Raw genomic sequence first — 21330 nt, 5'->3', positions numbered from 1 at the left:
CATGCAGTCCTTGCTCGAACGTATCAAAGCCGGCACCCTCTGGGATTTTCACGGCGGCATTCATCCTCCCGAAAACAAGCACCAGTCCAGCCTGACACCGGTGATGGACGCGGGGATTCCTCCCCAGCTCATCATCCCGGTGCGCCAGCACGCGGGCCCGGCCGGCGATCTGCTGGTACGGGTCGGTGACAAGGTCAAGAAGGGTCAGCCGCTGACCCGCTATGACAAGGGCCGCATAGTGCCGGTGCATGCCTCCACCTCGGGCACCGTCACCGCCATCGACCTCCATACGGTGGCCCATCCGTCCGGTCTCGACGATCTCTGCATCACCCTCACCCCGGATGGGGAAGATGCCTGGGGAGTGCGCGACGCTCGCCCAGATTACTGGAATCTGGAGCGGGGCGAACTGCTCGAACGCATCCAGCAGGCCGGTATCGCCGGCCTCGGCGGCGCCGTGTTCCCGACCCACAGCAAGCTCGATGGCCGTGGTCAGCTCACCGAGATCCTGATCGTCAACGGCCTGGAGTGCGAACCCTACATCACCACAGATGATCGGCTGATGCAGCAGTATGCCGACGAGATCATGGACGGCATCCGGGTGCTCAAGCACCTGCTCAAGCCCAAGCTGACCCTGATCGGGGTGGAAGACAACAAGCCGGCGGCCATCGACGCCCTCAACCGCCATGCCACAGACCCGGATGTGCTGGTCAAGGCGGTGCCGACCAAGTACCCCTCCGGCGGGGCCAAGCAGACCATAGAGCTGCTCACCGGACGCCAGGTTCCCAAGGGCGGCCGGGCGGTCGACATGGGTATCATGGTGCTCAACGTCGCCACCGTGTTTGCCATCAAGCGCGCCATCATCGACGGTGAGCCGCTGATCGAGCGCATCGTCACCCTCACCGGGGATGCCTTCAAGAAGCCGGGCAACGCCTGGGTGCGCCTCGGCACACCGGTGCGCTGGCTGTTGCAACGCTTCGAGCTGCAGCCGGAGGCGGATCAGCGCGTCATCATGGGTGGCCCCATGATGGGCTTCACCCTGCCCCACGCCATGGTGCCCGTGGTCAAGGCCACCAACTGTCTGCTCTCCCCCACCCGGGCCGAGCTGCCGCCCCCCGGCCCCGAGCAGTCCTGCATCCGCTGCAGCGCCTGTTCCGACGTCTGCCCCGCCAACCTGCTGCCGCAGGAGCTGTACTGGTACAGCCGGGCCAAGGAGTACGACAAGGCCGAGGGGCTCAACCTGTTCGACTGCATCGAGTGTGGCGCCTGTGCCTGGGTCTGCCCGAGCGAGATCCCGCTGGTGCAGTACTACAAGATTGCCAAGGATGACATCCGCGAGGTCCACGCCGAGGCAGAGAAGGCCGAGCGCGCCAAGCAGCGATTCGAGGCCAAGCAGGCCCGCTTCGAGCGGGAAAAGGCCGCGCGCGAGGCCCGCCATGCCGAGGCAGCGGCCCAGCGCCGCCAGGCCATGACGACGGCGGGTGGGGAAGACCCGGTCGCCGCCGCCCTGGCCCGTCTCAAGGCCAAGCAGGCGGCCACCGCCGCCGGCGCAGAGGTGCAACCGGACAACGCCGCCATGATGGCGGCCCGCGAGGCACGCAAGCAGGAGGCGCTGGCACGTCGCGCCGCCAAGGCCAGCGATGGCGACGAAACGGTCGCCACCATCACGGCGGTGACGCCCGAGGCAGATCCCAAGAAGGCCGCCATCGCCGCCGCCCTGGCCCGTGCCAAGGCGAAGAAGGCCGCCCAGGCTGCGGGAGAAGCGATCGCCGAGCCCGAGGCCAACACAGCCGAGGCCACTGTGACCGAACCGGCTCCCGTCGCCGTGGTCGATCCCAAGAAGGCGGCCATTGCCGCCGCCATCGCCCGTGCCAAGGCGAAGAAGGCCGCCCAGGCTGCGGGGGAAGTGATCGCCGAGCCCGAGGCCAACACAGCCGAGGCCACTGTGACCGAACCGGCTCCCGTCGCCGAGGTCGATCCCAAGAAGGCGGCCATCGCCGCCGCCATCGCCCGTGCCAAGGCCAAGAAGGCCGCTCAGGCTGCGGGGGAAGCGGCCGCCGAGACTGAGGCCAACACAGCCGAGGCCCCGGCGGTCGAACCAGCCCCCGCTGCCGAGGTCGACCCCAAGAAGGCGGCCATCGCCGCCGCCATCGCCCGTGCCAAGGCCAAGAAGGCTGCTCAGGCTGCGGGGGAAGCGGTCACCGAGACTGAGGCCAAGACTGCCGAGGCCCCGGCGATCGAACCGGCCCCCGTCGCCGAAGTCGATCCCAGGAAGGCGGCCATCGCCGCCGCCATCGCCCGCGCCAAGGCGAAGAAACTGGCCGCCGAGGCTGCCGCTCAGGGCGAGACAGAGTCAGACCCACTTTCCGACAAGAGTCACTGATCCATGTTCAATATCGCGAGTGCGCCGTTTGCCCATAACCGCAAACAGACCCAGACCCTGATGTTGCTGGTGATCCTGGCCTGTCTGCCGGGCCTGCTGGCCCAGATCTGGTTCTTCGGCTGGGGAACCCTGATCCAGATCCTGCTGGCGCTGGCGACGGCACTGGGCAGCGAGGCGCTGGTGCTCAAACTGCGGGGCCGCCCCGTCAAACCGGCCCTGCTGGACGGCAGCGCGGCGCTGACCGCCGTGCTGATCGGGCTCTCCCTGCCCCCCCTGCTGCCCTGGTGGATGCTGGTGCTGGGCACCGCCTTTGCCATCATCATCGCCAAGCACCTCTACGGAGGGCTGGGCCAGAACCTGTTCAACCCGGCCATGGTGGCCTATGTACTGCTGCTGGTCTCCTTCCCGGTCCAGATGACCAGCTGGTTGCCGCCGTCGAGCATAGCGGCCTATGACCTTGGCTTCGGTGACGCCGTCTCGGTGATCTTCACCGGCTTCAGCCTGGACGGCTACAGCATGCTACAGCTCAAGCAGGGGGTGGATGGCCTGACCATGGCCACCCCGCTCGACACCCTGAAGACCGGCCTGACCCAGGGCCTCACCGCCAGCGAGGTGATGACCCACAAAGTATTCGAGGGCTGGGGCGGGATTGGCTGGAGCTGGGTCAACCTCGGCTATTTGCTGGGGGGGCTGTTCCTGCTGCAGCAGAAGGTGATCCACTGGCGCATTCCGGTCGCCGTGCTGGGGGCCTTGCTGCTCTCTGCCGCCCTGGGCTATCTGGCCACGCCGGATGCCACCGCCACCCCCATGCTGCACCTGTTCAGCGGCGCCACCATGTTGGGAGCCTTCTTCATCGCCACCGATCCGGTGAGTGCCAGCACTACCCCGCGGGGCCGGCTGGTGTACGGCGTGCTGATCGGCGTGCTGGTCTACCTCATTCGCCGCTACGGCGGTTACCCGGACGCCTTCGCCTTCGCGGTGCTGCTGGCCAACCTGTGCGTGCCGCTGATCGACAGCCTGACCCGTCCCAAGGTCTATGGAGCGCGCCGCAAATGACCTCATCTTTGACTTCTCATCCCAGCGGAACCGGAGCCACAACATGTTAAAGAGCATGCGCAAGAACGGCGTGACCCTGGCCCTGTTCGCCCTTGGCTGCACCGCCATGGTGGTGCTGACCAACGAGCTGACCAAGGACCGCATCGCCCACCAGCAACAGCTGGAGAAGCTGCGCACCCTCGAAGCCCTGTTGCCGGAGGGGAGCTATGACAACGATCTGGTGGCCAGCTGCAAGCTGGTCAGGAGCCGGGAATATCTGGGCAGCGATCAGCCCATGCCGCTCTATACCGCGACGCTCAACGGCGAGCACACCGGCTATGCGCTGGAAACCGTGGCCCCCGACGGCTACAGTGGGGCCATTCGCATGGTCGTAGGTACCGATGCCAAGGGCGCCGTCAGCGCGGTGCGGGTGCTGGCCCACAGGGAGACCCCGGGTCTGGGCGACAAGATCGAGCTGAAGAAATCCAACTGGATCGACAGCTTCGTCGGCCGGGTGCTCAATGCGGACAACGACGCGAGCTGGGCGGTGAAGAAGGATGGCGGCGAATTCGACGCCTTCACCGGCGCCACCATCACCCCTCGCGCCGTGGTCAAGGCGGTGAAGAACCTGCTGCTGTTGCAGCAACAGCACCCGGAGCTGCTGCGTGACGCCCCCCCCTGCGACACAGCCCCATGATCCCGGTCGATAATGAACCGAGATGGCACAGATTGACGGCCGAAGCCGGCTACTCGAACACAGCGGAGCCAACAGATGGAACAGATTGATGTGATTGACGATCAGGGTCTCGCCAGCGAGAGCAATGGCCGTCGCGAAGAGCTCAAGGAGCTGATGCTGCAGGGGCTGTGGAAGAACAACCCCTCCCTGGTGCAGGTGCTGGGCTTGTGCCCCACCCTGGCGGTCTCCTCCACCTTCACCAACGCCCTTGGGCTGGGGCTGGCGACCATGGTGGTGCTGATCAGCTCCAACCTGGCCATCTCCCTGGTGCGCAACTGGGTGCCCAAGGACATCCGCATCCCGGTCTACGTGATGATCATCGCCGCCCTGGTGACCAGCGTGCAGCTGCTGATGAACGCCTACACCTATGGCCTCTATCAGGCGCTCGGCATCTTCATCGCGCTGATCGTCACCAACTGCGTCATCATCGGTCGGGCCGAGGCCTATGCCTCCAAGAACCCGCCCCTGCTGGCGGCCATCGACGGCTTGATGATGGGGCTGGGCTTCACCCTGGTGCTGCTGGTGCTGGGGGGACTGCGGGAGATCATCGGCATGGGCACCCTGTTTGACGGCGCCGATCTGCTGCTGGGGGACTGGGCCAAGTCACTGCGCATCGAGCTGTTCCATGCCGATGCCAGCCTGCTGCTGGCGATCCTGCCGCCCGGTGGCTTCATCGGGCTGGGGCTGCTCATCGCCGGCAAGAATGCCATCAACGACTGGATGGGCCGCAAGCAGAGTGCCGACAAGGCGCACTGCAGCGTGCCGGCGGCCGGTGCCCGCGCCACCCAGCTCTAATGCTCTTGCGCCAGGACAGACCCGAGAATCGATGAACAATCAAAAACGCAGACAGATTCTGGAGCGGCTGCGGGACAACAACCCCCACCCGACCACAGAACTCAACTTCAACTCGCCGTTCGAGCTGCTGATCGCCGTGTTGCTGTCGGCCCAGGCCACCGACGTGAGCGTCAACAAGGCCACCGACAAGCTCTATCCGGTGGCCAACACCCCGGCCGCCATGCTGGCGCTCGGGGTGGACGGGGTGAAGCAGTACATCAAGACCATAGGCCTGTTCAACACCAAGGCCGAGAACGTCATCAAGACCTGCGCCATCCTGCTGGAGCGCCACGGCGGCGAGGTGCCGGAGGATCGCGAGGCGCTGGAGGCCCTGCCCGGGGTCGGTCGCAAGACCGCCAACGTGGTGCTCAACACCGCCTTCGGCTGGCCCACCATAGCCGTCGACACCCACATCTTCCGCGTCTCCAACCGCACCGGATTCGCGGTGGGCAAGAACGTGGATCAGGTGGAGGAGAAGCTGCTCAAGGTGGTACCCGCCGAGTTCAAGCTGGATGTGCACCACTGGCTGATCCTGCACGGTCGTTACACCTGCCTGGCGCGCAAACCGCGCTGCGGCTCCTGTATCATCGAAGACTTGTGTGAGTACAAAGAAAAGGTCTACCCGGAGAGCTGATCGATGAGGCGCCTGCACAACATGCAGTTGTGCCAGCCTCGTGACTCTGCCTCTGTTATCAACGATTTGTGTGAATACAAAAGAACCACTACCCGGAGAATTGAGCAATGAGAATCCTGCATACGATGTTACGCGTCGGCGATCTGCAACGCTCCATCGATTTCTACACCCGCGTGCTGGGGATGAAGCTCTTGCGCAAGAGCGAGAACAGCGAATACAAGTACACCCTGGCCTTCGTCGGTTATGGCGATGAGAGGGACGAAGCCGTCATCGAGCTCACCTACAACTGGGGCGTGAGCGAGTATGAGCTGGGCTCGGCCTACGGCCATATCGCGCTGGAAGCGGACGACATCTACGGCACCTGCGACGCCCTGCGCGCCGCCGGCGCCAAGATCACCCGCGAGCCGGGCCCGGTCAAAGGCGGCACCACCGTCATCGCCTTCGTGGAAGATCCCGACGGTTACAAGATTGAACTCATCGCCAAGAAAGATGCGGGCGCGGGCCTGGGCCAGAGCGTCTGAGTCACACCAGTACCCTCCCTTGCATGGAGGTGAATAAAAAACGGGGCCCTGGGCCCCGTTTTTTATGCTCGAGATTTCTGCCGTGGCAGCCGGCCATCAGGCCAGCCGGAAGCGGCCTATGGTCTGGCGCAGGCCCGCCGCCAGCTGACTCAGCTCCAGGCAGGCGCGGGCGGTGTGATCGGCGCCGATCGCCACCTCGTTGGAGGATTCATTGATCCGCTCCACGTTGCGGCCAAGCTCATCGGAGACCGCATCCTGCTCACCGCAGGCGCTGGCGATCTGGATCCCCTGGCCGATTGCCACAATCGGCCCGCCAGCGTGGACAAAGGGGAGCGCCGGCGATGTAATGGAGCCCTCGTCTCCCCTTCGCCTCAAGGTCTTGTTCATGGATAACGCGTCGACCCTCCCCTCTTCCTGGTCCGTTCAACTGCGCGAGCAGATGCAGGCCCGCCCGCTCACCGCCTTCGGGTTGCTGATCGCGCTGGTCGCCGTGCTGCTGCTCCTGCTGCAGAGCCTCGTCATGCTGGCGACCGGTGACATCAGCCCGGGGGTTCGTTACGGCCTCATCGGCGGTGTCGCCGGTTTCGCGGCCACCGCCCTCGGCGCCCTGCCGGCGCTGTTTCTGCGCTCTGTGCCCCAGCGGGTGGAGGACGGCATGCTGGGTTTTGCCGCCGGCATGATGCTGGCGGCCAGCGCCTTCTCCCTGCTGCTGCCTGGGCTGGAGGCCGCGGAGGGGATCACCGGGGACGGTTTTCTCGCCGCCGCCGTGGTGGTCGCGGGCATGACGCTCGGGGTGCTGCTGATGCTGGGGCTGGATCAGTTCACCCCACACGAGCATGACAAGACAGGTCCCTGCGGCCCCGGCCATGAGAGCTGCTCCCGGGTCTGGCTGTTCGTGTTTGCCATCGCGCTCCACAACCTGCCGGAGGGCATGGCCATCGGGGTCAGCTTCTCCCAGGGGGACATGGCGGTGGGCCTGCCGCTGACCAGCGCCATCGCCCTGCAGGACATACCGGAAGGGCTCGCAGTCGCGCTGGCCATGTGCGCCGCCGGTTTTCGCCCCTCGGTCGCCGTGCTGGTCGCCATCGGCAGCGGCCTGCTGGAACCGCTCGGTGCCCTGCTCGGGGTCGGTCTCGCCAGCGGCATGGCCCTCGCCTACCCCATTGGCCTGGGGCTGGCCGCCGGGGCCATGCTGTTCGTGGTCTCCCACGAGGTGATCCCCGAGACCCACCGCAACGGTCACCAGACCCATGCCACCCTGGGCCTGATGGCGGGCTTCGCCCTGATGATGACGCTCGACACGGCGCTGGGTTGAGGCGCGGATTGATGGTCGGGGGAGCGAGCCGGTTTATTTAGACGCCACACCGGCCTCCCCCGCCCGCATTCGACCACCGGCACTCGGCGCCGCCCTTATCTTTTGCTATGATCCGCGCCAACTTATTCGGCCCAAGGGCCATAGAGACGAGGTAGAGGATGAAAGTAGGTATTATCGGCGCCATGGAGCAGGAAGTGGCCCTGCTGCGCAGCCAGCTGAGCGACCTGACCACCCTGCAACTGGGCGGCTGCGAGTTCTATCAGGGCCGGTTGGCCGGTAAAGAGGTGATCCTGACCCGCTCCGGCATCGGCAAGGTCGCCGCCAGCGTCGCCACCAGCCTGCTGCTGGAGAAATTTGCCCCGGATTGCGTCATCAACACCGGCTCCGCCGGCGGTTTCGCCCAGGACCTGCACATAGGTGACGTGGTGATCGCCAGCGAGATGCGCTTCCACGACGTGGACGTGACCGCCTTCGGCTACGAGATGGGCCAGATGGCGCAGCAGCCCGCCGCCTTCCCCTGTGACGAGAAGCTGATCGCGCTTGCCCAGAGCTGCATCGCCGAGCAGGGCAAGCATCAGACCAAGATCGGCCTCATCTGCACCGGTGATCAGTTTATGTGCAAGCCGGACGCCATCGCCAAGGCCCGTGCCGACTTCCCGCAGATGCTGGCGGTCGAGATGGAAGGTGCCGCTATCGGCCAGGTGTGCCACATGTTCAAGGTGCCCTATCTGGTGGTGCGCGCCATGTCTGACATCGCCGGCAAGGAGCAGGTGGAATCCTTCGATGCCTTCATCGAGGTGGCAGGCCAGCACTCGGCCGAGATGATCATCAAGCTGCTCGGCAAGCTGTGATCGACGCCGCCGCCCTGGCACCCATGGCCGCCTCGCTGGTCTCGACTACGGCGGCCATGTTAGTGGGCGCCGCCCTGCTGGAGGCCATCCTGCCCTGGCCTGCCCGCTTCCGCCTCGGGGCCACGGTGCCGCTGCTGACGCGCCTCGGTCGGCGGGTCTATCGCCCCGACGGCTCGCCCAGGCAACAAACCCAGGCGGGGCTGCTGGCCCTGCTGGTGGTCTGGCTGCCCTGCGCCGCCGGGCTCTGGGCGGTGCGCAACCTCTCCCTCTCCGAGCCCCTGTTCGATCTCCTGTTTCTGCTGCTGATGCTGGAATCACGGCCGCTGCGGGAACTCGCCAAGGCGACCCGGGTGCTGGCGACTCAGGAGACGCAGGTCCTGGCCCGCCTGCAGGCGGCGCCCTGGCTCAAGCGCGAGACGGGGGCGATGTCGGTGATGGGGCTGAACAAGGCGGTCAGCGAGAGCTGCGTGCTGCGCCTGGTCGGCCAATGGGCCGGCCCCTTGCTGGGCTTCGCCCTGGCGGGCGTGCAAGGCGCCCTGCTCTGGCGCCTCGCCCAGCTGATGAATCAGGGCTGGAGCCCGAAACAGCCGCAGTTTGCCTATTTCGGCCGCCCCGCCGCCGCGCTCTATCAGGCACTCTGCGCGCCCGCCATCCTGCTGCTGGGGCTGCCGCTATTACTAACCCAGTTGCGTCAGCTCGGCAGCCGGCTGCGCGCAGCCCTGCACTGGCCCTATCCGACCATGGGCTGTCTGCTTGGCCTGCTGGCTCACGCCTGCGGCAGCCGACTCGGTGGCCCCCGCTACTATCAGGGACAGCTCGTGCGCTTCCCGGTGTTTGACGCCCACGCCGAACCCGTCGCCGACTCGCCGCAACGCCTGCTCCGGCGCCTGCTGCTGACGGGCTGGGGCTGGCTGGCGCTGGCGCTGCTATTGACCCTGCTGGAGCAATTCCATGGCTAGTATCTTCAGCCCGCGCACCCTGGGCGCACTGGTTTGCCTGCTCTGCTGGCCGCTGGCCGGGCTGGCGCAGACGCCGCAACGCATCATCAGCCTCACCCCTCATCTGACCGAGCTGCTGTTCGATATCGGCGCCGGGGATCGCATAGTCGCGACCGACGATGCCTCCGACTTTCCCCCCGAGGCGCAGGCTAAGCCGCGGGTCGCCAACTACCGCAGCATCAACCTCGAGGCCCTGCTGGCCCAGAAACCGGATCTGGTGGTGGCCTGGCGCTCGGCCCAGTCCCGCATGCTGGCCCCCGTCGAGCAGCTCGGCATCCCCATCTTCTATTCGGAGCCCACCGACTTCGCCTCGCTGGCCGGCGAGATGCGCCGCCTCGGCACCCTGCTCGGGGTCGAGCAGCAGGCTAATCGTGAGGCCGATGCCTATCTGGCGCGGCTCGATGCGTTGAAGAGCCGCTACGGCCAGCCCAAGCCGGTCTCGGTGTTCTACCAGCTCTGGACCCCGCCGCTCACCAGCGTCAACGATTCGACCTGGCCGGGCCAGGCCATCGCACTGTGCGGCGGCACCAACGTGACCGCCGCGGCCAAGACCCCCTACCCCCAGATCGGGCTGGAGCAGGTGATCAAGGCCAACCCGCGGCTTATCCTGGCTGGCAGCCGGGATCCCGCCGTGCTGGCCCACTGGCAGCAGTGGTCCATGCTGGATGCCGTCAAGCACCGGCGGCTCGCCCTCATCAACCCCGATGAGCTGCACCGCTTCACCCCCAGAGCCCTCAACGCGGTGGAGCAACTGTGCAAGGAGATCGCCCGGAGCAACCCGGCCTCCCCCGCCTGACCCCTGCCTCCCTCCGCGGGTCATCCGTCCGATGACCCGCCATTATATGTGGCATAAAATATGCTTCCAATCTGCCAGATACTCACTTCATAACGGGACAATGACATGTTCAACGGAAAAACGATCCTGATCACCGGCGGCACCGGCTCCTTTGGCAAGAAATTTATCGAGACGGTCCTCTCCCTCTACACCCCGAGCCGGTTGATCGTCTATTCCCGTGATGAACTCAAACAATTCGAGATGCAGCCGCGCTTCAACCATCCCTGCATGCGTTACTTCATCGGCGATGTGAGGGATGCCGAGCGGCTCAACATGGCCATGCACGGCGTGGACTTCGTGGTGCATGCCGCGGCCCTCAAGCAGGTGCCGGCCGCCGAATACAACCCCATGGAGTGCATCAAGACCAACGTGGGTGGCGCGGAGAACGTCATCAAGGCGGCGCTCAACAACGGGGTCGAGAAGGTGATCGCCCTCTCCACCGACAAGGCCGCCAACCCGGTCAACCTCTATGGCGCCACCAAGCTCTGCTCCGACAAGCTGTTCGTCGCCGCCAATAATATGGCGGGCAAGAACCCGACCATCTTCTCCGTGGTCCGTTATGGCAACGTGGTGGGCTCTCGCGGCTCGGTGGTCCCCTTCTTCGACAGGCTGATCAGAGAGGGTGCCAGCCATCTGCCGATCACCCATGCCGAGATGACCCGCTTCTGGCTCACCCTGCAGCAGGGGGTCGATTTCGTGTTGACCAACTTCCAGCGGATGAAGGGAGGGGAGCTGTTTATCCCCAAGATCCCGTCAGTGCGCATCACCGATCTGGCCAGCGCCATGGCGCCGGAGCTGCCGCAAGAGATCGTCGGTATTCGCCCAGGCGAGAAGCTGCACGAGGTGATGTGCCCGGCCGATGACTCCTATCACACCTTCGAGTTCAACGACTATTACGTGATCTCCCCCAGCATCAGTTTCACCAGTCGCAACAATGACTTCGCGGTCAATGCCCTGGGGGAGACGGCCACCCTGGTCGAGCCCGGCTTCGAATACAATTCCCTAAACAATCGGCACTTCCTGTCGATAGACGAATTGAAGATGATGAACCAGCAGGTGCTAGCCGAATGATCCCCTATGGACGCCAATCCATCACAGATGAAGATATCGATGCCGTCGTTGCCGTCCTGAAGTCGGACTATCTCACCCAGGGTGAGGCGGTGCCCGCCTTCGAACAAGGGCTGGCCGACTATTGCCAGGTCCCCCATGTGATCGCCTGCAACAATGGCACCACGGCGCTCCATCTGGCCTGTGCCGCGCTGGAGCTGGGGGCGAACGATTGGGCCTGGGTCTCGGCCATCAGCTTCGTCGCCTCCGCCAACTGTGCCCGCTACTGCGGTGCTCAGGTGGATTTTGTCGATGTGGATCCCGAGACCGGCAACCTCAGCGTGGCGGCCCTGCGGGAGAAGCTGCACGCCGTCCAGGGAACCTCCCGCCTGCCCAGGGTGCTGGTCGCCGTGCATCTGGCGGGCCAACCCGGTGATCTGAGCGAGATCGGCGCCCTGTGCCGGCAATATGGCATTCACCTCATCGAGGATGCCTGCCATGCCCTGGGGGCCAGCTATCAGAATGCCCCCATCGGCAGCTGTGCCCACAGCGACATGACCGTCTTCAGCTTCCACCCGGTGAAACCCATCACCACGGGGGAAGGGGGCGCCGTCACCACCCGCGATGCCGCGCTGGCCGCCAAGCTGAGGCTCTATCGCAGCCACGGCATCACCCGCGATGCCGAGCAGCTGGACTCCCCCAGTCCGGGTGGCTGGTACTATGAGCAACAGGTGCTCGGCTTCAACTATCGGCTGACCGACATTCAGGCCGCGCTGGGCCTGAGCCAGCTCGGCCGCTTGTCCCACTTCATCGACCGGCGCCAACAACTGGCTGCCCGCTACGATGAATTGCTGACCGAGCTGCCGCTGCAACCGCTGCGTCAAGACAATGACCGTAGCTCCGGCTACCACCTCTACGTAATCCAGGTCGCCGACCGGGATCAGGTGTTTGCCCGGCTGCGCGAGGCTGGCATAGGCGTGAATGTCCACTACATGCCCATACCGGCACAGCCCTATTATCGCAATCTGGGGCAGGATCCCGCCGCTTACCCCGGCGCCCAGGCCTACTACCGACAAGCCATCAGCCTGCCTCTGTTCCCCACCCTCTCGTTGGCCGAGCAGGACAGAGTCATCCAGACCCTGGAGCGGGTGTTATGCGCCTAGCCCTGGGCACGGTACAGTTCGGGCTCGCTTACGGCATCAGCAACCAGGCAGGACAGGTCGGTGATGATGCCCTCGACGATATCCTGACGCTGGCTCGCCAGTTGGGCATCGATACCCTGGACACGGCGCAAGCCTATGGCAATGCCGAGTCGCGGCTCGGCAGCCGCCACAGCGCCGACTTTTTGCTGGTGGACAAGCTGGCCCCCGGTATCTTGGCCAGCGAGGTCGCTGCTTCCGTCGACAACAGCCTGCGCCAACTGGCGCGCCCAAAACTGGATGGACTGCTGCTCCATCGCGGCCAGGACGCCAGCCCCGCCCTGTTCGAACAGCTGATGGAGCTGCAGCGACAAGGCAAGGTGGGCAAGCTGGGGGTGTCGGTCTACTCCCCGGATGAGCTGGATCTGTGGTTGAGCCATGGCTACCCATTGCAACTGGTGCAACTGCCCGCCAACCTGCTCGACCAGCGCTTCCTGCGCACGGGCTGGCTGGACAGGTTGCAGGCGCTGGGGTGCGAGATCCATGTGCGCTCCCTCTTCCTGCAGGGGCTGTTACTGATGCAGCCAGCTCTGCGCCCCGACTATTTTCAGCGCTTCGCCCAGCCACTGACCCGGCTGGACCACTGGCAGCCCCATCTTCCGCTTCTCGACAAGGCGCTGTCACTGATAGCGGCCCTGCCCCAGGTCAGCCGGTTCGTGGTGGGGGTCTGTCATGCCCATGAGCTGGCCGCCATCGCCGCGGCCTATGCCCGGCGGCAGACATTGAGCGACACCGAGCTGGCCGGCCTCGCCTGCGACGAACCCGGCCTCATCAACCCGGCACAGTGGAAGTCATCATGATCCTCGGAATCCTACAGGCCAGGGCGGGCTCCAGCCGGCTGCCAGGCAAGGTGCTCAAACCCTTGCTGGGCGTCCCCATGCTCGCCCGCCAGATTGAACGACTGAAACGATCGGCCAGGCTGGATCAGCTGATGGTCGCCACCAGCGACCAGGCCGACGATGAGGCCATCGCCCGACTGTGCGCGCAGCTGGACGTGCCCTGTTTTCGTGGCCCCCTTGACGACGTGTTGCAACGCTTCCATCTGGCCGCACAACGCTTTAACCCCAGCCAGATCGTCAGGCTCACCGGCGACTGCCCGCTGGCGGATCCCGAGCTCATCGATGAACTCATCGAGCTCCACCTGCAGGGTGGCTATGACTACAGCAGCAACTGCTGGGATCCCAGCTACCCGGATGGCCTGGACGCCGAGATCCTGAGTGCCGCCACCCTGCGTCTGCTGGCCGCGCAGGCCCAGAGCCCGGCCGAGCGCGAGCATGTCACCTATTACATCCGCCAACATGCCGAGCTGTTCAAGATAGGCAGATTGAGCCGCACACCTAGCCTGGCCCAGCTGCGCTGGACCGTGGACGAGCCCGCCGATTTCGAGCTGGTCGAGCAGATTTACCAACACCTCTATCCGCTCAACCCTGCGTTCAGCACCGGGGATATCCTCAGCCTGCTGGCCCGGGAACCACAGCTCGCGACCCTGAACACCCAACACCGGCGCAATGAAGGGCTGGAAACATCTCTGGCCAAGGAGAAGCACTCATGACCTCACGTTATCAACATTCAATGGCACTCTCTGCCCGGGCCGAACAGAGCATTCCCCTTGGCTCCCAGACCTTCTCCAAGAGCCGTCTCTGCTTCCCCTATGGCGCCGCCCCGCTGTTTATCGAGCGCGGCCAGGGCGCCAGGGTGTGGGATGTGGATGGCAATTCGTATCTGGACTTTGCCAGCGGTCTGCTCGCCATCAGCCTCGGCTATTGCGACCCGGATGTGAACCAGGCCGTGCTGGAGCAGCTCAACCTGGGCTCCATCTTCTCGCTCCCCCACCGGCTGGAGACCGAGGTGGCGGAGCAACTCATCGAGCTGATCCCCTGCGCCGAGATGGTCCGGTTCGGCAAGAATGGCACCGATGCGACCTCCGCCTGCATTCGCCTCTCCCGCGCCGTCACTGGTCGGGAGCGGGTCGCCGTCTGTGGCTACCATGGCTGGCAGGACTGGTACATAGGCTCCACCACTCGCCACCTGGGGGTGCCCGAGTGCGTGCGGGAGCTGACCCATCGCTTCGATTACAACGATCTGGCGTCACTGCGAGCGCAACTCGAGGCCCATCCCGGGGAGTTTGCCGCCGTGATCCTGGAGCCGATGAACGTCGCCTGGCCCACCCCCGAGTTTCTGCCCGGCCTGCGCCAGCTGTGTGACCAGCATGGCGCCCTGCTCATCTTCGACGAGACCATCACGGGTTTTCGCTTCCATCTGGGCGGCGCCCAGACCCTGTTCGGCGTCACGCCGGATCTGGCCGCCTTCGGCAAGGGCATGGCCAACGGCTTCCCCATCTCCGCCGTGGTGGGCCGTCGCGATCACATGCAGCGCATGGAGGATATCTTCTTCTCCGGCACCTTTGGCGGCGATGCCATCGCCCTGGCGGCGGCCAACGCCGTGATCAAGAAGATGCGCAGCCTCGATGTGCCTGCCCGACTGGCCGAACGGGGTCAGCCCCTGCTGGACGGACTGGATAGCCTGTTGCAGACGCTGGATGCCCCCCAATGGCTCAAGACCGCCGGTCACCCGAGCTGGAGCTTCCTGCTGATCGGCGATTCGGCCAACCATTCCAGCTGGCTGCTCAAGAGCTACTTCATTCAGGAGCTGTGCAAACGCGGCATCCTCAGCCTGGGTAGCCACAACATCAACCTGGCACACAGCGAACAGGACATGAGGACGCTGCTGGATGTCTATGCCGAGGTTCTGCCGGAGCTGATCCGTCTGGATGCCGACAACGCCATCCATCAGGCCCTGGATGGCGAGCCGATCCAGCCGGTGTTCAAGGTGCGCTGAGTGCTGCCGCTGTGGATTTTCAGCGAAGGGGATAAAGAGCGGGGTCTCGGCCACCTCAGCCGCTGCAGTGCCTACGCTGCCGCCTGGCAAACCCAGGGGGGCGCCGTCCATTGGGTAGTGGACGGGGATGAGTTCGCCGATTCCCTGCTTGAGGGTGAAAGTGTCAGCTGGGAGGCGTGGCAGGATAAAAACGTCCCCCCGCAGAACGCAGTCGCCATCGTCGACTCCTACTCGGCAAGTCTGGCCACCCTCGAGAGTATCTCGGCTGGCTTCCAGCGGGTCATCTATCTCGATGACACCGAGCGCCTGAACTACCCCAGGGGGTTGGTGATCCATGCCAGCCCCGGCACGCCCAGCCACCAGTCGGGCGCCGCCAGCTGGCAATGGGGGCCTCGCTGGCAACCCCTGCGCCCCCCCTTCTGGTCCCTGCCTGCCCGTACCCGGGTCGCCGCCCGCATAGAGCGCATCCTGATCATCATGGGAGGCACAGATGTGCGTGACCTGACCCCAGGCTTGGTGGCCTGGTTGCGCCGGCATAGACCCGAGACTGAACTGGAAGTCGTCACCCGGGAGCCCGACCCGCGCCTTGAGGGGTGCAGGCAACATCACCGCCTCGACGCCGAGCAGATGGCCGGCCTCATGTCTCGCTGCGACATGGCCATCAGCAGTGCAGGACAAGTCACCTATGAGCTGGCGCGCTGCGGCCTGCCGGGCATCCTGATCGGGGTCGCCGACAACCAGGCAAGCCAGCTGGCCGGCTGGTGCAGCAGTGACGCTTTTCTCTCGGCGGGTTGGTGGCACGAACCAGCATTATTCTCCCGACTGGAACAGGGCCTGTCCAGGCTGGCGCCAGCAGATGAGCGCGCCAGACGGACCCTCAGGCTGCAGACGCTAATGGCAGGAAACGGAACCCTGGAGGCACTCTCATGGCTCAAGCAGACATAGACCTGCAACGGCACTTCAGCCTCGCCGGGCTGGAGCTCATCCCCTTCGCCATGCTGGACGAACCGCAGATAGTGGCGGTCTGGCAGATGCGAAACCATCCGGAAATCGCGCGCTGGATGAACACGGGGGGCAATATCAGCCTCGAGGCCCATCGCGTCTTCATGGCGCGCCAGCAAGATGAAAGCCGCAATCTCAACTACCTCTGCCAGGACGCGCAAGGGATCCTCGGGGTGGTCGCCCTGCACCGGCTGGACTGGCAAAATCGACTGGCCTGGCTTGGGATCTATCGCAATCCCAGGCGCACCGACAAGGGGCTGGGGATGCGTCTGCTGGCCGCCATCAACCAGCTGGCATTCGAGGTCGCGCGCTTGCACACCCTCAAGCTGGAGGTCGCGGCGGACAATGAAAGAGCCATTCAGGCCTATTTGAGGGCCGGTTTTTGTCAGGAAGGCGCCTGGCGGGAAGCGGTCTACCGACCCCATACCACACATTATGTCGATCTCTTGCTCATGGGGATCACCGAACAGGAGTGGAGACATCCATGAACCCAAGCAGGGCTCAAGCCATCAATCCGAAGCGATGCTTCATCATTGCCGAACTCTCGGCCAACCATGGCCACTCGCTGGACAAGGCCCTGGCGACGGTGCGCGCCGCCAAGGAGTGCGGGGCCGATGCCATCAAGATCCAGACCTACACCGCCGATACCATCACCCTGGATTGCGACAATGAATATTTCCAGATTAATCAGGGCACTATCTGGGATGGCACCACGCTATACAAGCTCTACCAAGAGGCCTATACCCCCTGGGAATGGCATGCCGCCATCCAGGCCGAAGCAAAGGAAGCAGGGCTTGTCTTCTTCTCGACCCCCTTTGACTTCACCGCCGTCGATTTCCTGGAAACCCTCGATGTCCCCCTCTACAAGATCGCCTCGTTCGAGATCACCGACATTCCGCTGATCGAATACGCGGCCAGCAAGGGCAAGCCGATGATCATCTCGACCGGCATCGCGACCCTTGCCGATATCGATGCGGCCGTGCAGGCCTGCCGCCGCATGGGCAATCAGGATATCACCCTGCTCAAGTGCACCTCTTCCTATCCCGCCCCGGTGGAAGAAGCCAACCTGCTCACCATCCCCAATATGCGGCAGACATTTGGCGTCAAGGTGGGATTGTCGGACCATACCCTGGGGCAGGCCGTGGCCATGGCCGCCGCCGCCTTGGGTGCCGAGGTGATAGAGAAACACTTCATCCTGGATCGCGCATTGGGTGGCCCGGATGCCTCCTTCTCCATGACCCCAGCAGAATTTGGCCAGATGGTGGCGGGCGTAAGGCAAGTGGAGGCCGCACTGGGTGAGATCAGCTATAGCCTCAACCCCAAGGCCGAGCAGAACCGTCTGTTTTCACGTTCGTTGTTCGTCTGTGAGGATATGAAGGCGGGAGAGGCGTTCACTCCCCGTAATTTGCGATCCATCCGACCCGCTCACGGGTTGCCCCCAGTCCACCTTCCCTCCCTGCTGGGCCGCTGGGCCAGCCAGGATATTCAGGCCGGCACGCCGCTGGCCTGGTCATTGGTTTCCCAAGCTGCCGAGGAGCGCTAGATGCAACAGAAGAACGTCTTCATGGCACAAGAAGGGAATGAGTGGTACGAGCGAAACAAGACCGCCATTCTCGGCAAGTCGCTGGCCAGCGATCCCATCTTCAAGGCGCTGCACTATCTGGCGGTCAAACCCGCCCGGATCCTGGAGATAGGCTGCGCCAATGGCTGGCGACTGGCGCAGCTGGCCGAGCATTATGGTGCCCGCTGCTATGGGGTGGATCCGTCGGCAAGTGCCATCCAGGATGGGCTCTCTCGCTATCCAGGGTTGCATCTCTCCGTAGGGACCGCCGATTGTCTGCCCGAGATAGAAGCCGTCGATCTCATCATCTTCGGCTTCTGCCTCTACCTGTGCGACCCACAGGATCTGTTCAAGATTGCCGCTGGCAGCGATGCCCTGCTGGCCGATCGGGGTCTGATGACCATCATGGATTTCAATCCTCCAGCGGGCCACTATCGCAACGACTACCAGCATCACGCCAATCTCTTCAGCTACAAGATGAACTACGGGGAGCTGTTTGGCTGGCACCCTGGCTACCATCGTCTGTTCGAACACGTGCAGCATCACGATGGCGACGCCGAACTGGAGCCGGATGCGCTGATCTCGGTTCAGATATTACGAAAGGATGCGAGGCTACTCGCAGCGCAGAACCCCTACCCCAAGAGATAAAAATACCGACCCTAGGGTCGGTATTTTCATTTTCTGCTCTTACTTTCTGAATGCTTCGGCTCTTATTTCCGGAACAGTGCCATCACTTCGTTATCAATCATGTCGACGCTGTCGAGCGCCCTTGGATACATCTCCCTCGCCTTGGCTAAAAACTCCAGCCAGAGATCGATGGCGGGTTTCATCAGCACCAGCGTCTCCTCTTCGCCCTCGAATGAATAGAGAATGGAGCTCAGCAGGGTGAACACATAATTCATCGACCCGACCATGGTCTGGGAAATATGTTGCTGCCGGGTGGCGGCGATCTGGGAGAGATAGCCAAAGTTACGCAGCATCAGCTGATTCAACTCATTACGAGACCTGAAGTCCTGTTGCCATTCGGCCATCATCTTGTCGATGAGGATATTGAAGAACTCGATGTCCAGCAAGGGTTCAAAATCCTGCTTTGACAAGGGAATGGGGGTGCAGAGCCCGGCGATCTCCTCGAGCAGCGCAGGCTTGTCGACCCGATGGAGCAGGCTTATTTCTGCACTCGGCAAGGCTCTGGCGTGCTCAATCTTGGCACCATCGCTGCAGTTGAAGCATCGAACATCTTCATTCGCAGCCAATACCTGCTCTATCACGCGGCGGGAGGTGTCAAACATGGCGTTGCTGATGACGGTGCCATCAAAGTTCCCTGCACGCCGCCACTGGCTGTCGCCATACATCAGGTCGCCAAGGGCCCCGGCATTTTCCTCATTGTTGTAATAGGAGCTGAGCTTCGAATGATGGTGCCCCTTGTGCTTGTAGCCATTATCCAGGCCGAACAGATAAAGGTTCTTGAAACCGAGGTGAGTGGGCGCGCTGACACCGATATTGCCCACCAGAGGGTTGACACCGCCAAGGGCGGCACAGGCTTGCCAGCCTGGGAAGTAGTTCCGATAGAGCACCACCCCTGGCTCACTGAGCTTGAAGACAAGTGCCGATTGATTGAAGAGTGTCGCGCAATCAGGATGGATCACATCCGTACTCAAGAATAAAACATCCCGCAGATATTCAGGGTCATTCAGGTTGACCAGGAAGTCATAGACTATCTTGGTGCGTTCGGTTTCCACGTGAATATCTGGCTTGATGCCCACCTTGTGCAATGCCGAAATGGCACTGCCACACGAGATCAAAATAGCCTTGTCTTTATTCTCCCTGATGACCGCGATTGATTCATCCAGCGAGGGGCCATTGGCAATGATGAAGACGGGGGTCCGGTGATATTCTGGCGCGACCCTCTGGTCTTGTTTCAAAAAAGGGACCGCACGTTCGATATTGTTGATGGTGTGAGACAAGGCAATCAGGTTGTCATCGAAGAAGCCCCATCCCATCACCAACAGATAATATTCTTGCTGCACCTTCTCTATCAGTTTCCTTATCTTGTCGTTCTGATATCCCCACATGATGAAGGCATTGGCGATAAGGAAAGAGCCACGACTATGAATGGCCGACGAGAAGTCCTTCACTATGGTCTCTTCATCCTGCCCCAACAGGATGTGCAGCCCCAGATTTTCCTGATGCAAATAAGCCAGCAGCGGTGCCCAATCAAAACAGAATAGCGACCCGTAGAAGAGATCCAGATCAGGTTCAAACAGGAACAGAGTACCGATCTTGCACCGCTCATAGAGATAGCCGAGGTGGTAACCCAGACCCACCCCGAAGATAAGGGCGCTGGGTACCTCGAGGGGAACCCGGCTCAACATGTCTTCCCTGGTAGATATGTCGTCCAGATAAGCATTCAGTTTGTTGAGGTATTCCACATGCATGAAGCCGAGTGGATTGGCCTCTTGACTGAAGGAGAACTTGGATAGCCCCCCCTTCTCCATGAACTCCTTAACCAGGGTCTCGCAGATGAGATAAGGCTCGGCGCCATACACGGCGACGTCATCATCGAGCCAGGCCAGATTGGGCTGGCCATTTTCACTACAGAAAAATCTGAATGGACGAGCGGGTTGATAGGCTTCATACATGTCCGCAATATGGGGAATATATTGGCGAAAGGCCGCCATATTCTGCGCAAAGCGAAGCGGTAACGCCGCCGCCATGGCCACTTCCTGCTCTGCCTGTTGTTGCAGTCGCAGCGCCTCCTGTTCGGCTTTTGCCAAGGCAGTATCAATATTGACGGACATCAGAACTCCTTGCTGTTCACTCGATAGGCTTGCCCGGCCTTGTTGGCCCGCCCGACCTGGGTCAGCTGTTTAAAAACGGCTTGATGATGGCTGATGGCCAGGGCTTTCATCTGCTTTTCTTGAATGGAGAGGCTTGTGGCCAAGGCGGCGATGTCCTGTTGTTGCAGAGGATCATCTTTTGCCAATTGAGCCAGACGAGCGATCAAGGCCAGACGCTCATCCATGCACAATAACGCCTCGTCGTATCGCTGCTGTTGCAACAGCGCCTCCATTAAACTGGCATTTTCCGTCAATGCCTCATCGAGGGAGGCTGACGTGACGTTCACAGCTCACCCAGCTGTTGTCTCATTTGGTAGCCTTGCTGCTTTTCTGTCTCCGGCAGTTGATCCCAACCGGATTTGATTGTCACCATCAGCCCCATGACCTCATCGAGGGGGGCGCTATCGCGTGCCAGACTGGCATCCCAGATACGCTCATCCATATAGGAGTAGAGTCCATATAGATCTTCGGCCATGGTGCCCTGGCTCATGTCGAGTGCATCCTGCAATCCATGCAACAGCCCTTGCGCCTTGGAGACTGCAATGGATTTTGCCTCCATATCATGCCGCTCAATGGCACCCTTGGCCTGAGCCAGTCGCTCGAGAAAGCCTTGCATCATGAGCTGAATGACACGGTGAGGATCGGCAACCGCCAAATCAGCCGTGATGCTGGTTGCCTTATATGCCTTCAGATTACGGTTGTACATA

The 21330-nt window shown here is 62.9% G+C and carries 22 protein-coding genes and 1 pseudogene; 19 read left to right on the top strand and 4 right to left on the bottom strand.

Features of this window, described 5'->3' with window-relative positions; all coding sequences use genetic code 11:
• Nucleotide 1: 1 nt before the first annotated feature.
• From rsxC to gloA, 6 genes are all read left to right on the top strand, one after another.
• Nucleotides 2-2380 (top strand): electron transport complex subunit RsxC, encoded by a 2379-nt coding sequence (gene rsxC / locus KW821_RS02800; RefSeq protein WP_218290352.1) that lies wholly within the window; start codon nucleotides 2-4, stop codon nucleotides 2378-2380.
• A 3-nt stretch (nucleotides 2381-2383) separates the two neighbouring features.
• A complete protein-coding gene (rsxD, locus tag KW821_RS02795; RefSeq protein ID WP_218290351.1) occupies nucleotides 2384-3436 on the top strand; it encodes an electron transport complex subunit RsxD in 1053 nt (350 codons plus the stop codon).
• 43 nt (nucleotides 3437-3479) lie between these two features.
• Nucleotides 3480-4112, top strand: coding sequence for an electron transport complex subunit RsxG (gene rsxG / locus KW821_RS02790; RefSeq protein ID WP_042654541.1), 633 nt, complete (start codon nucleotides 3480-3482; stop codon nucleotides 4110-4112).
• 75 nt (nucleotides 4113-4187) lie between these two features.
• A complete protein-coding gene (locus KW821_RS02785; protein ID WP_042654503.1) occupies nucleotides 4188-4946 on the top strand; it encodes an electron transport complex subunit E in 759 nt (252 codons plus the stop codon).
• A 31-nt stretch (nucleotides 4947-4977) separates the two neighbouring features.
• A complete protein-coding gene (gene nth / locus KW821_RS02780) occupies nucleotides 4978-5619 on the top strand; it encodes an endonuclease III (protein ID WP_218290350.1) in 642 nt (213 codons plus the stop codon).
• Between the two features lie 107 nt (nucleotides 5620-5726).
• A complete protein-coding gene (gloA, locus tag KW821_RS02775; RefSeq protein ID WP_218290349.1) occupies nucleotides 5727-6140 on the top strand; it encodes a lactoylglutathione lyase in 414 nt (137 codons plus the stop codon).
• A 96-nt stretch (nucleotides 6141-6236) separates the two neighbouring features.
• Here the strand turns inward: gloA and KW821_RS02770 are convergent.
• Nucleotides 6237-6425 (bottom strand): annotated as a pseudogene (locus KW821_RS02770) (methyl-accepting chemotaxis protein); the annotation flags it as partial.
• Between the two features lie 100 nt (nucleotides 6426-6525).
• Here KW821_RS02770 and KW821_RS02765 point away from each other — a divergent pair.
• The 13 genes from KW821_RS02765 to KW821_RS02705 all read left to right on the top strand — a co-directional run bounded on the left by KW821_RS02765 (nucleotide 6526) and on the right by KW821_RS02705 (nucleotide 18434).
• On the top strand, nucleotides 6526-7455 hold the full coding sequence (locus KW821_RS02765) for a ZIP family metal transporter (protein ID WP_218290348.1): 930 nt from the start codon (nucleotides 6526-6528) through the stop codon (nucleotides 7453-7455).
• 158 nt (nucleotides 7456-7613) lie between these two features.
• Nucleotides 7614-8306: a 5'-methylthioadenosine/S-adenosylhomocysteine nucleosidase gene (mtnN, locus tag KW821_RS02760; protein ID WP_218290347.1), complete on the top strand. Its 693-nt coding sequence runs from the start codon at nucleotides 7614-7616 to the stop codon at nucleotides 8304-8306.
• Nucleotides 8307-8329: 23 nt separating this feature from the next.
• Nucleotides 8330-9265 carry a cobalamin biosynthesis protein gene (locus tag KW821_RS02755; RefSeq protein ID WP_218290439.1) on the top strand — a complete coding sequence of 312 codons (936 nt, stop codon included), beginning with the start codon at nucleotides 8330-8332 and terminating at the stop codon, nucleotides 9263-9265.
• Nucleotides 9258-10100 carry a cobalamin-binding protein gene (locus KW821_RS02750; protein WP_218290346.1) on the top strand — a complete coding sequence of 281 codons (843 nt, stop codon included), beginning with the start codon at nucleotides 9258-9260 and terminating at the stop codon, nucleotides 10098-10100. Before KW821_RS02755 ends, KW821_RS02750 begins: the two co-directional genes overlap by 8 nt.
• Nucleotides 10101-10205: 105 nt before the next feature.
• Nucleotides 10206-11210 (top strand): UDP-N-acetylglucosamine 4,6-dehydratase (inverting), encoded by a 1005-nt coding sequence (gene pseB / locus KW821_RS02745; RefSeq protein WP_218290345.1) that lies wholly within the window; start codon nucleotides 10206-10208, stop codon nucleotides 11208-11210.
• Nucleotides 11207-12349, top strand: a complete 1143-nt coding sequence (gene pseC, locus KW821_RS02740; RefSeq protein WP_218290342.1) for a UDP-4-amino-4,6-dideoxy-N-acetyl-beta-L-altrosamine transaminase — start codon at nucleotides 11207-11209, stop codon at nucleotides 12347-12349. Before pseB ends, pseC begins: the two co-directional genes overlap by 4 nt.
• Complete coding sequence (locus KW821_RS02735; RefSeq protein WP_218290340.1) at nucleotides 12340-13185, top strand: aldo/keto reductase; 846 nt, start codon at nucleotides 12340-12342, stop codon at nucleotides 13183-13185. The genes pseC and KW821_RS02735 overlap by 10 nt, the downstream gene beginning before the upstream one ends.
• Nucleotides 13182-13937, top strand: coding sequence for a cytidylyltransferase domain-containing protein (locus tag KW821_RS02730; RefSeq protein ID WP_218290338.1), 756 nt, complete (start codon nucleotides 13182-13184; stop codon nucleotides 13935-13937). The genes KW821_RS02735 and KW821_RS02730 overlap by 4 nt, the downstream gene beginning before the upstream one ends.
• Complete coding sequence (locus KW821_RS02725) at nucleotides 13934-15223, top strand: aminotransferase class III-fold pyridoxal phosphate-dependent enzyme (RefSeq protein ID WP_218290336.1); 1290 nt, start codon at nucleotides 13934-13936, stop codon at nucleotides 15221-15223. The genes KW821_RS02730 and KW821_RS02725 overlap by 4 nt, the downstream gene beginning before the upstream one ends.
• On the top strand, nucleotides 15224-16168 hold the full coding sequence (locus KW821_RS02720; RefSeq protein ID WP_218290334.1) for a hypothetical protein: 945 nt from the start codon (nucleotides 15224-15226) through the stop codon (nucleotides 16166-16168). It begins immediately after the preceding gene.
• Nucleotides 16150-16713, top strand: coding sequence for a UDP-4-amino-4,6-dideoxy-N-acetyl-beta-L-altrosamine N-acetyltransferase (gene pseH / locus KW821_RS02715; protein WP_218290332.1), 564 nt, complete (start codon nucleotides 16150-16152; stop codon nucleotides 16711-16713). The genes KW821_RS02720 and pseH overlap by 19 nt, the downstream gene beginning before the upstream one ends.
• Nucleotides 16710-17768: a pseudaminic acid synthase gene (gene pseI / locus KW821_RS02710; protein WP_218290330.1), complete on the top strand. Its 1059-nt coding sequence runs from the start codon at nucleotides 16710-16712 to the stop codon at nucleotides 17766-17768. Before pseH ends, pseI begins: the two co-directional genes overlap by 4 nt.
• The gene (locus KW821_RS02705; RefSeq protein WP_218290328.1) at nucleotides 17769-18434 is read left to right on the top strand and encodes a bifunctional 2-polyprenyl-6-hydroxyphenol methylase/3-demethylubiquinol 3-O-methyltransferase UbiG; all 666 of its coding nucleotides are present in this window, start codon (nucleotides 17769-17771) and stop codon (nucleotides 18432-18434) included.
• A gap of 62 nt (nucleotides 18435-18496) precedes the next feature.
• Here the strand turns inward: KW821_RS02705 and KW821_RS02700 are convergent, their stop codons facing one another.
• From KW821_RS02700 to fliS, 3 genes are read right to left on the bottom strand one after another with little or no spacing between them, the layout of a single operon-like run.
• On the bottom strand, nucleotides 18497-20584 hold the full coding sequence (locus KW821_RS02700) for a 6-hydroxymethylpterin diphosphokinase MptE-like protein (protein ID WP_218290326.1): 2088 nt from the start codon (nucleotides 20582-20584) through the stop codon (nucleotides 18497-18499).
• The gene (locus KW821_RS02695; RefSeq protein WP_232018922.1) at nucleotides 20584-20910 is read right to left on the bottom strand and encodes a hypothetical protein; all 327 of its coding nucleotides are present in this window, start codon (nucleotides 20908-20910) and stop codon (nucleotides 20584-20586) included. Before KW821_RS02695 ends, KW821_RS02700 begins: the two co-directional genes overlap by 1 nt.
• Complete coding sequence (gene fliS / locus KW821_RS02690) at nucleotides 20907-21329, bottom strand: flagellar export chaperone FliS (protein ID WP_042654486.1); 423 nt, start codon at nucleotides 21327-21329, stop codon at nucleotides 20907-20909. The genes KW821_RS02695 and fliS overlap by 4 nt, the downstream gene beginning before the upstream one ends.
• Nucleotide 21330: the final 1 nt, after the last annotated feature.

The sequence above is a fragment of the Aeromonas sp. sif2416 genome (genome assembly GCF_019218665.1).
Taxonomy (GTDB): domain Bacteria; phylum Pseudomonadota; class Gammaproteobacteria; order Enterobacterales; family Aeromonadaceae; genus Aeromonas; species Aeromonas encheleia.
Note: the sequence above shows the minus strand (reverse complement) of the source record. Positions and strands in the feature narration are given on the sequence as shown.

Bases quoted from the DNA above. Each gene is read 5' to 3' on its own strand.
- pseH (WP_218290332.1), top strand. From the start codon at position 16,150: ATGGCTCAAGCAGACATAGACCTGCAACGGCACTTCAGCCTCGCCGGG.
- fliS (WP_042654486.1), bottom strand. From the start codon at position 21,329: ATGTACAACCGTAATCTGAAGGCATATAAGGCAACCAGCATCACGGCT.
- gloA (WP_218290349.1), top strand. From the start codon at position 5,727: ATGAGAATCCTGCATACGATGTTACGCGTCGGCGATCTGCAACGCTCC.
- KW821_RS02730 (WP_218290338.1), top strand. From the start codon at position 13,182: ATGATCCTCGGAATCCTACAGGCCAGGGCGGGCTCCAGCCGGCTGCCA.
- pseB (WP_218290345.1), top strand. From the start codon at position 10,206: ATGTTCAACGGAAAAACGATCCTGATCACCGGCGGCACCGGCTCCTTT.
- KW821_RS02735 (WP_218290340.1), top strand. From the start codon at position 12,340: ATGCGCCTAGCCCTGGGCACGGTACAGTTCGGGCTCGCTTACGGCATC.
- rsxG (WP_042654541.1), top strand. From the start codon at position 3,480: ATGTTAAAGAGCATGCGCAAGAACGGCGTGACCCTGGCCCTGTTCGCC.
- rsxC (WP_218290352.1), top strand. From the start codon at position 2: ATGCAGTCCTTGCTCGAACGTATCAAAGCCGGCACCCTCTGGGATTTT.
- nth (WP_218290350.1), top strand. From the start codon at position 4,978: ATGAACAATCAAAAACGCAGACAGATTCTGGAGCGGCTGCGGGACAAC.
- KW821_RS02755 (WP_218290439.1), top strand. From the start codon at position 8,330: ATGGCCGCCTCGCTGGTCTCGACTACGGCGGCCATGTTAGTGGGCGCC.
- pseI (WP_218290330.1), top strand. From the start codon at position 16,710: ATGAACCCAAGCAGGGCTCAAGCCATCAATCCGAAGCGATGCTTCATC.
- mtnN (WP_218290347.1), top strand. From the start codon at position 7,614: ATGAAAGTAGGTATTATCGGCGCCATGGAGCAGGAAGTGGCCCTGCTG.
- KW821_RS02750 (WP_218290346.1), top strand. From the start codon at position 9,258: ATGGCTAGTATCTTCAGCCCGCGCACCCTGGGCGCACTGGTTTGCCTG.
- KW821_RS02725 (WP_218290336.1), top strand. From the start codon at position 13,934: ATGACCTCACGTTATCAACATTCAATGGCACTCTCTGCCCGGGCCGAA.
- rsxD (WP_218290351.1), top strand. From the start codon at position 2,384: ATGTTCAATATCGCGAGTGCGCCGTTTGCCCATAACCGCAAACAGACC.
- pseC (WP_218290342.1), top strand. From the start codon at position 11,207: ATGATCCCCTATGGACGCCAATCCATCACAGATGAAGATATCGATGCC.
- KW821_RS02785 (WP_042654503.1), top strand. From the start codon at position 4,188: ATGGAACAGATTGATGTGATTGACGATCAGGGTCTCGCCAGCGAGAGC.
- KW821_RS02700 (WP_218290326.1), bottom strand. From the start codon at position 20,584: ATGTCCGTCAATATTGATACTGCCTTGGCAAAAGCCGAACAGGAGGCG.
- KW821_RS02705 (WP_218290328.1), top strand. From the start codon at position 17,769: ATGCAACAGAAGAACGTCTTCATGGCACAAGAAGGGAATGAGTGGTAC.
- KW821_RS02765 (WP_218290348.1), top strand. From the start codon at position 6,526: ATGGATAACGCGTCGACCCTCCCCTCTTCCTGGTCCGTTCAACTGCGC.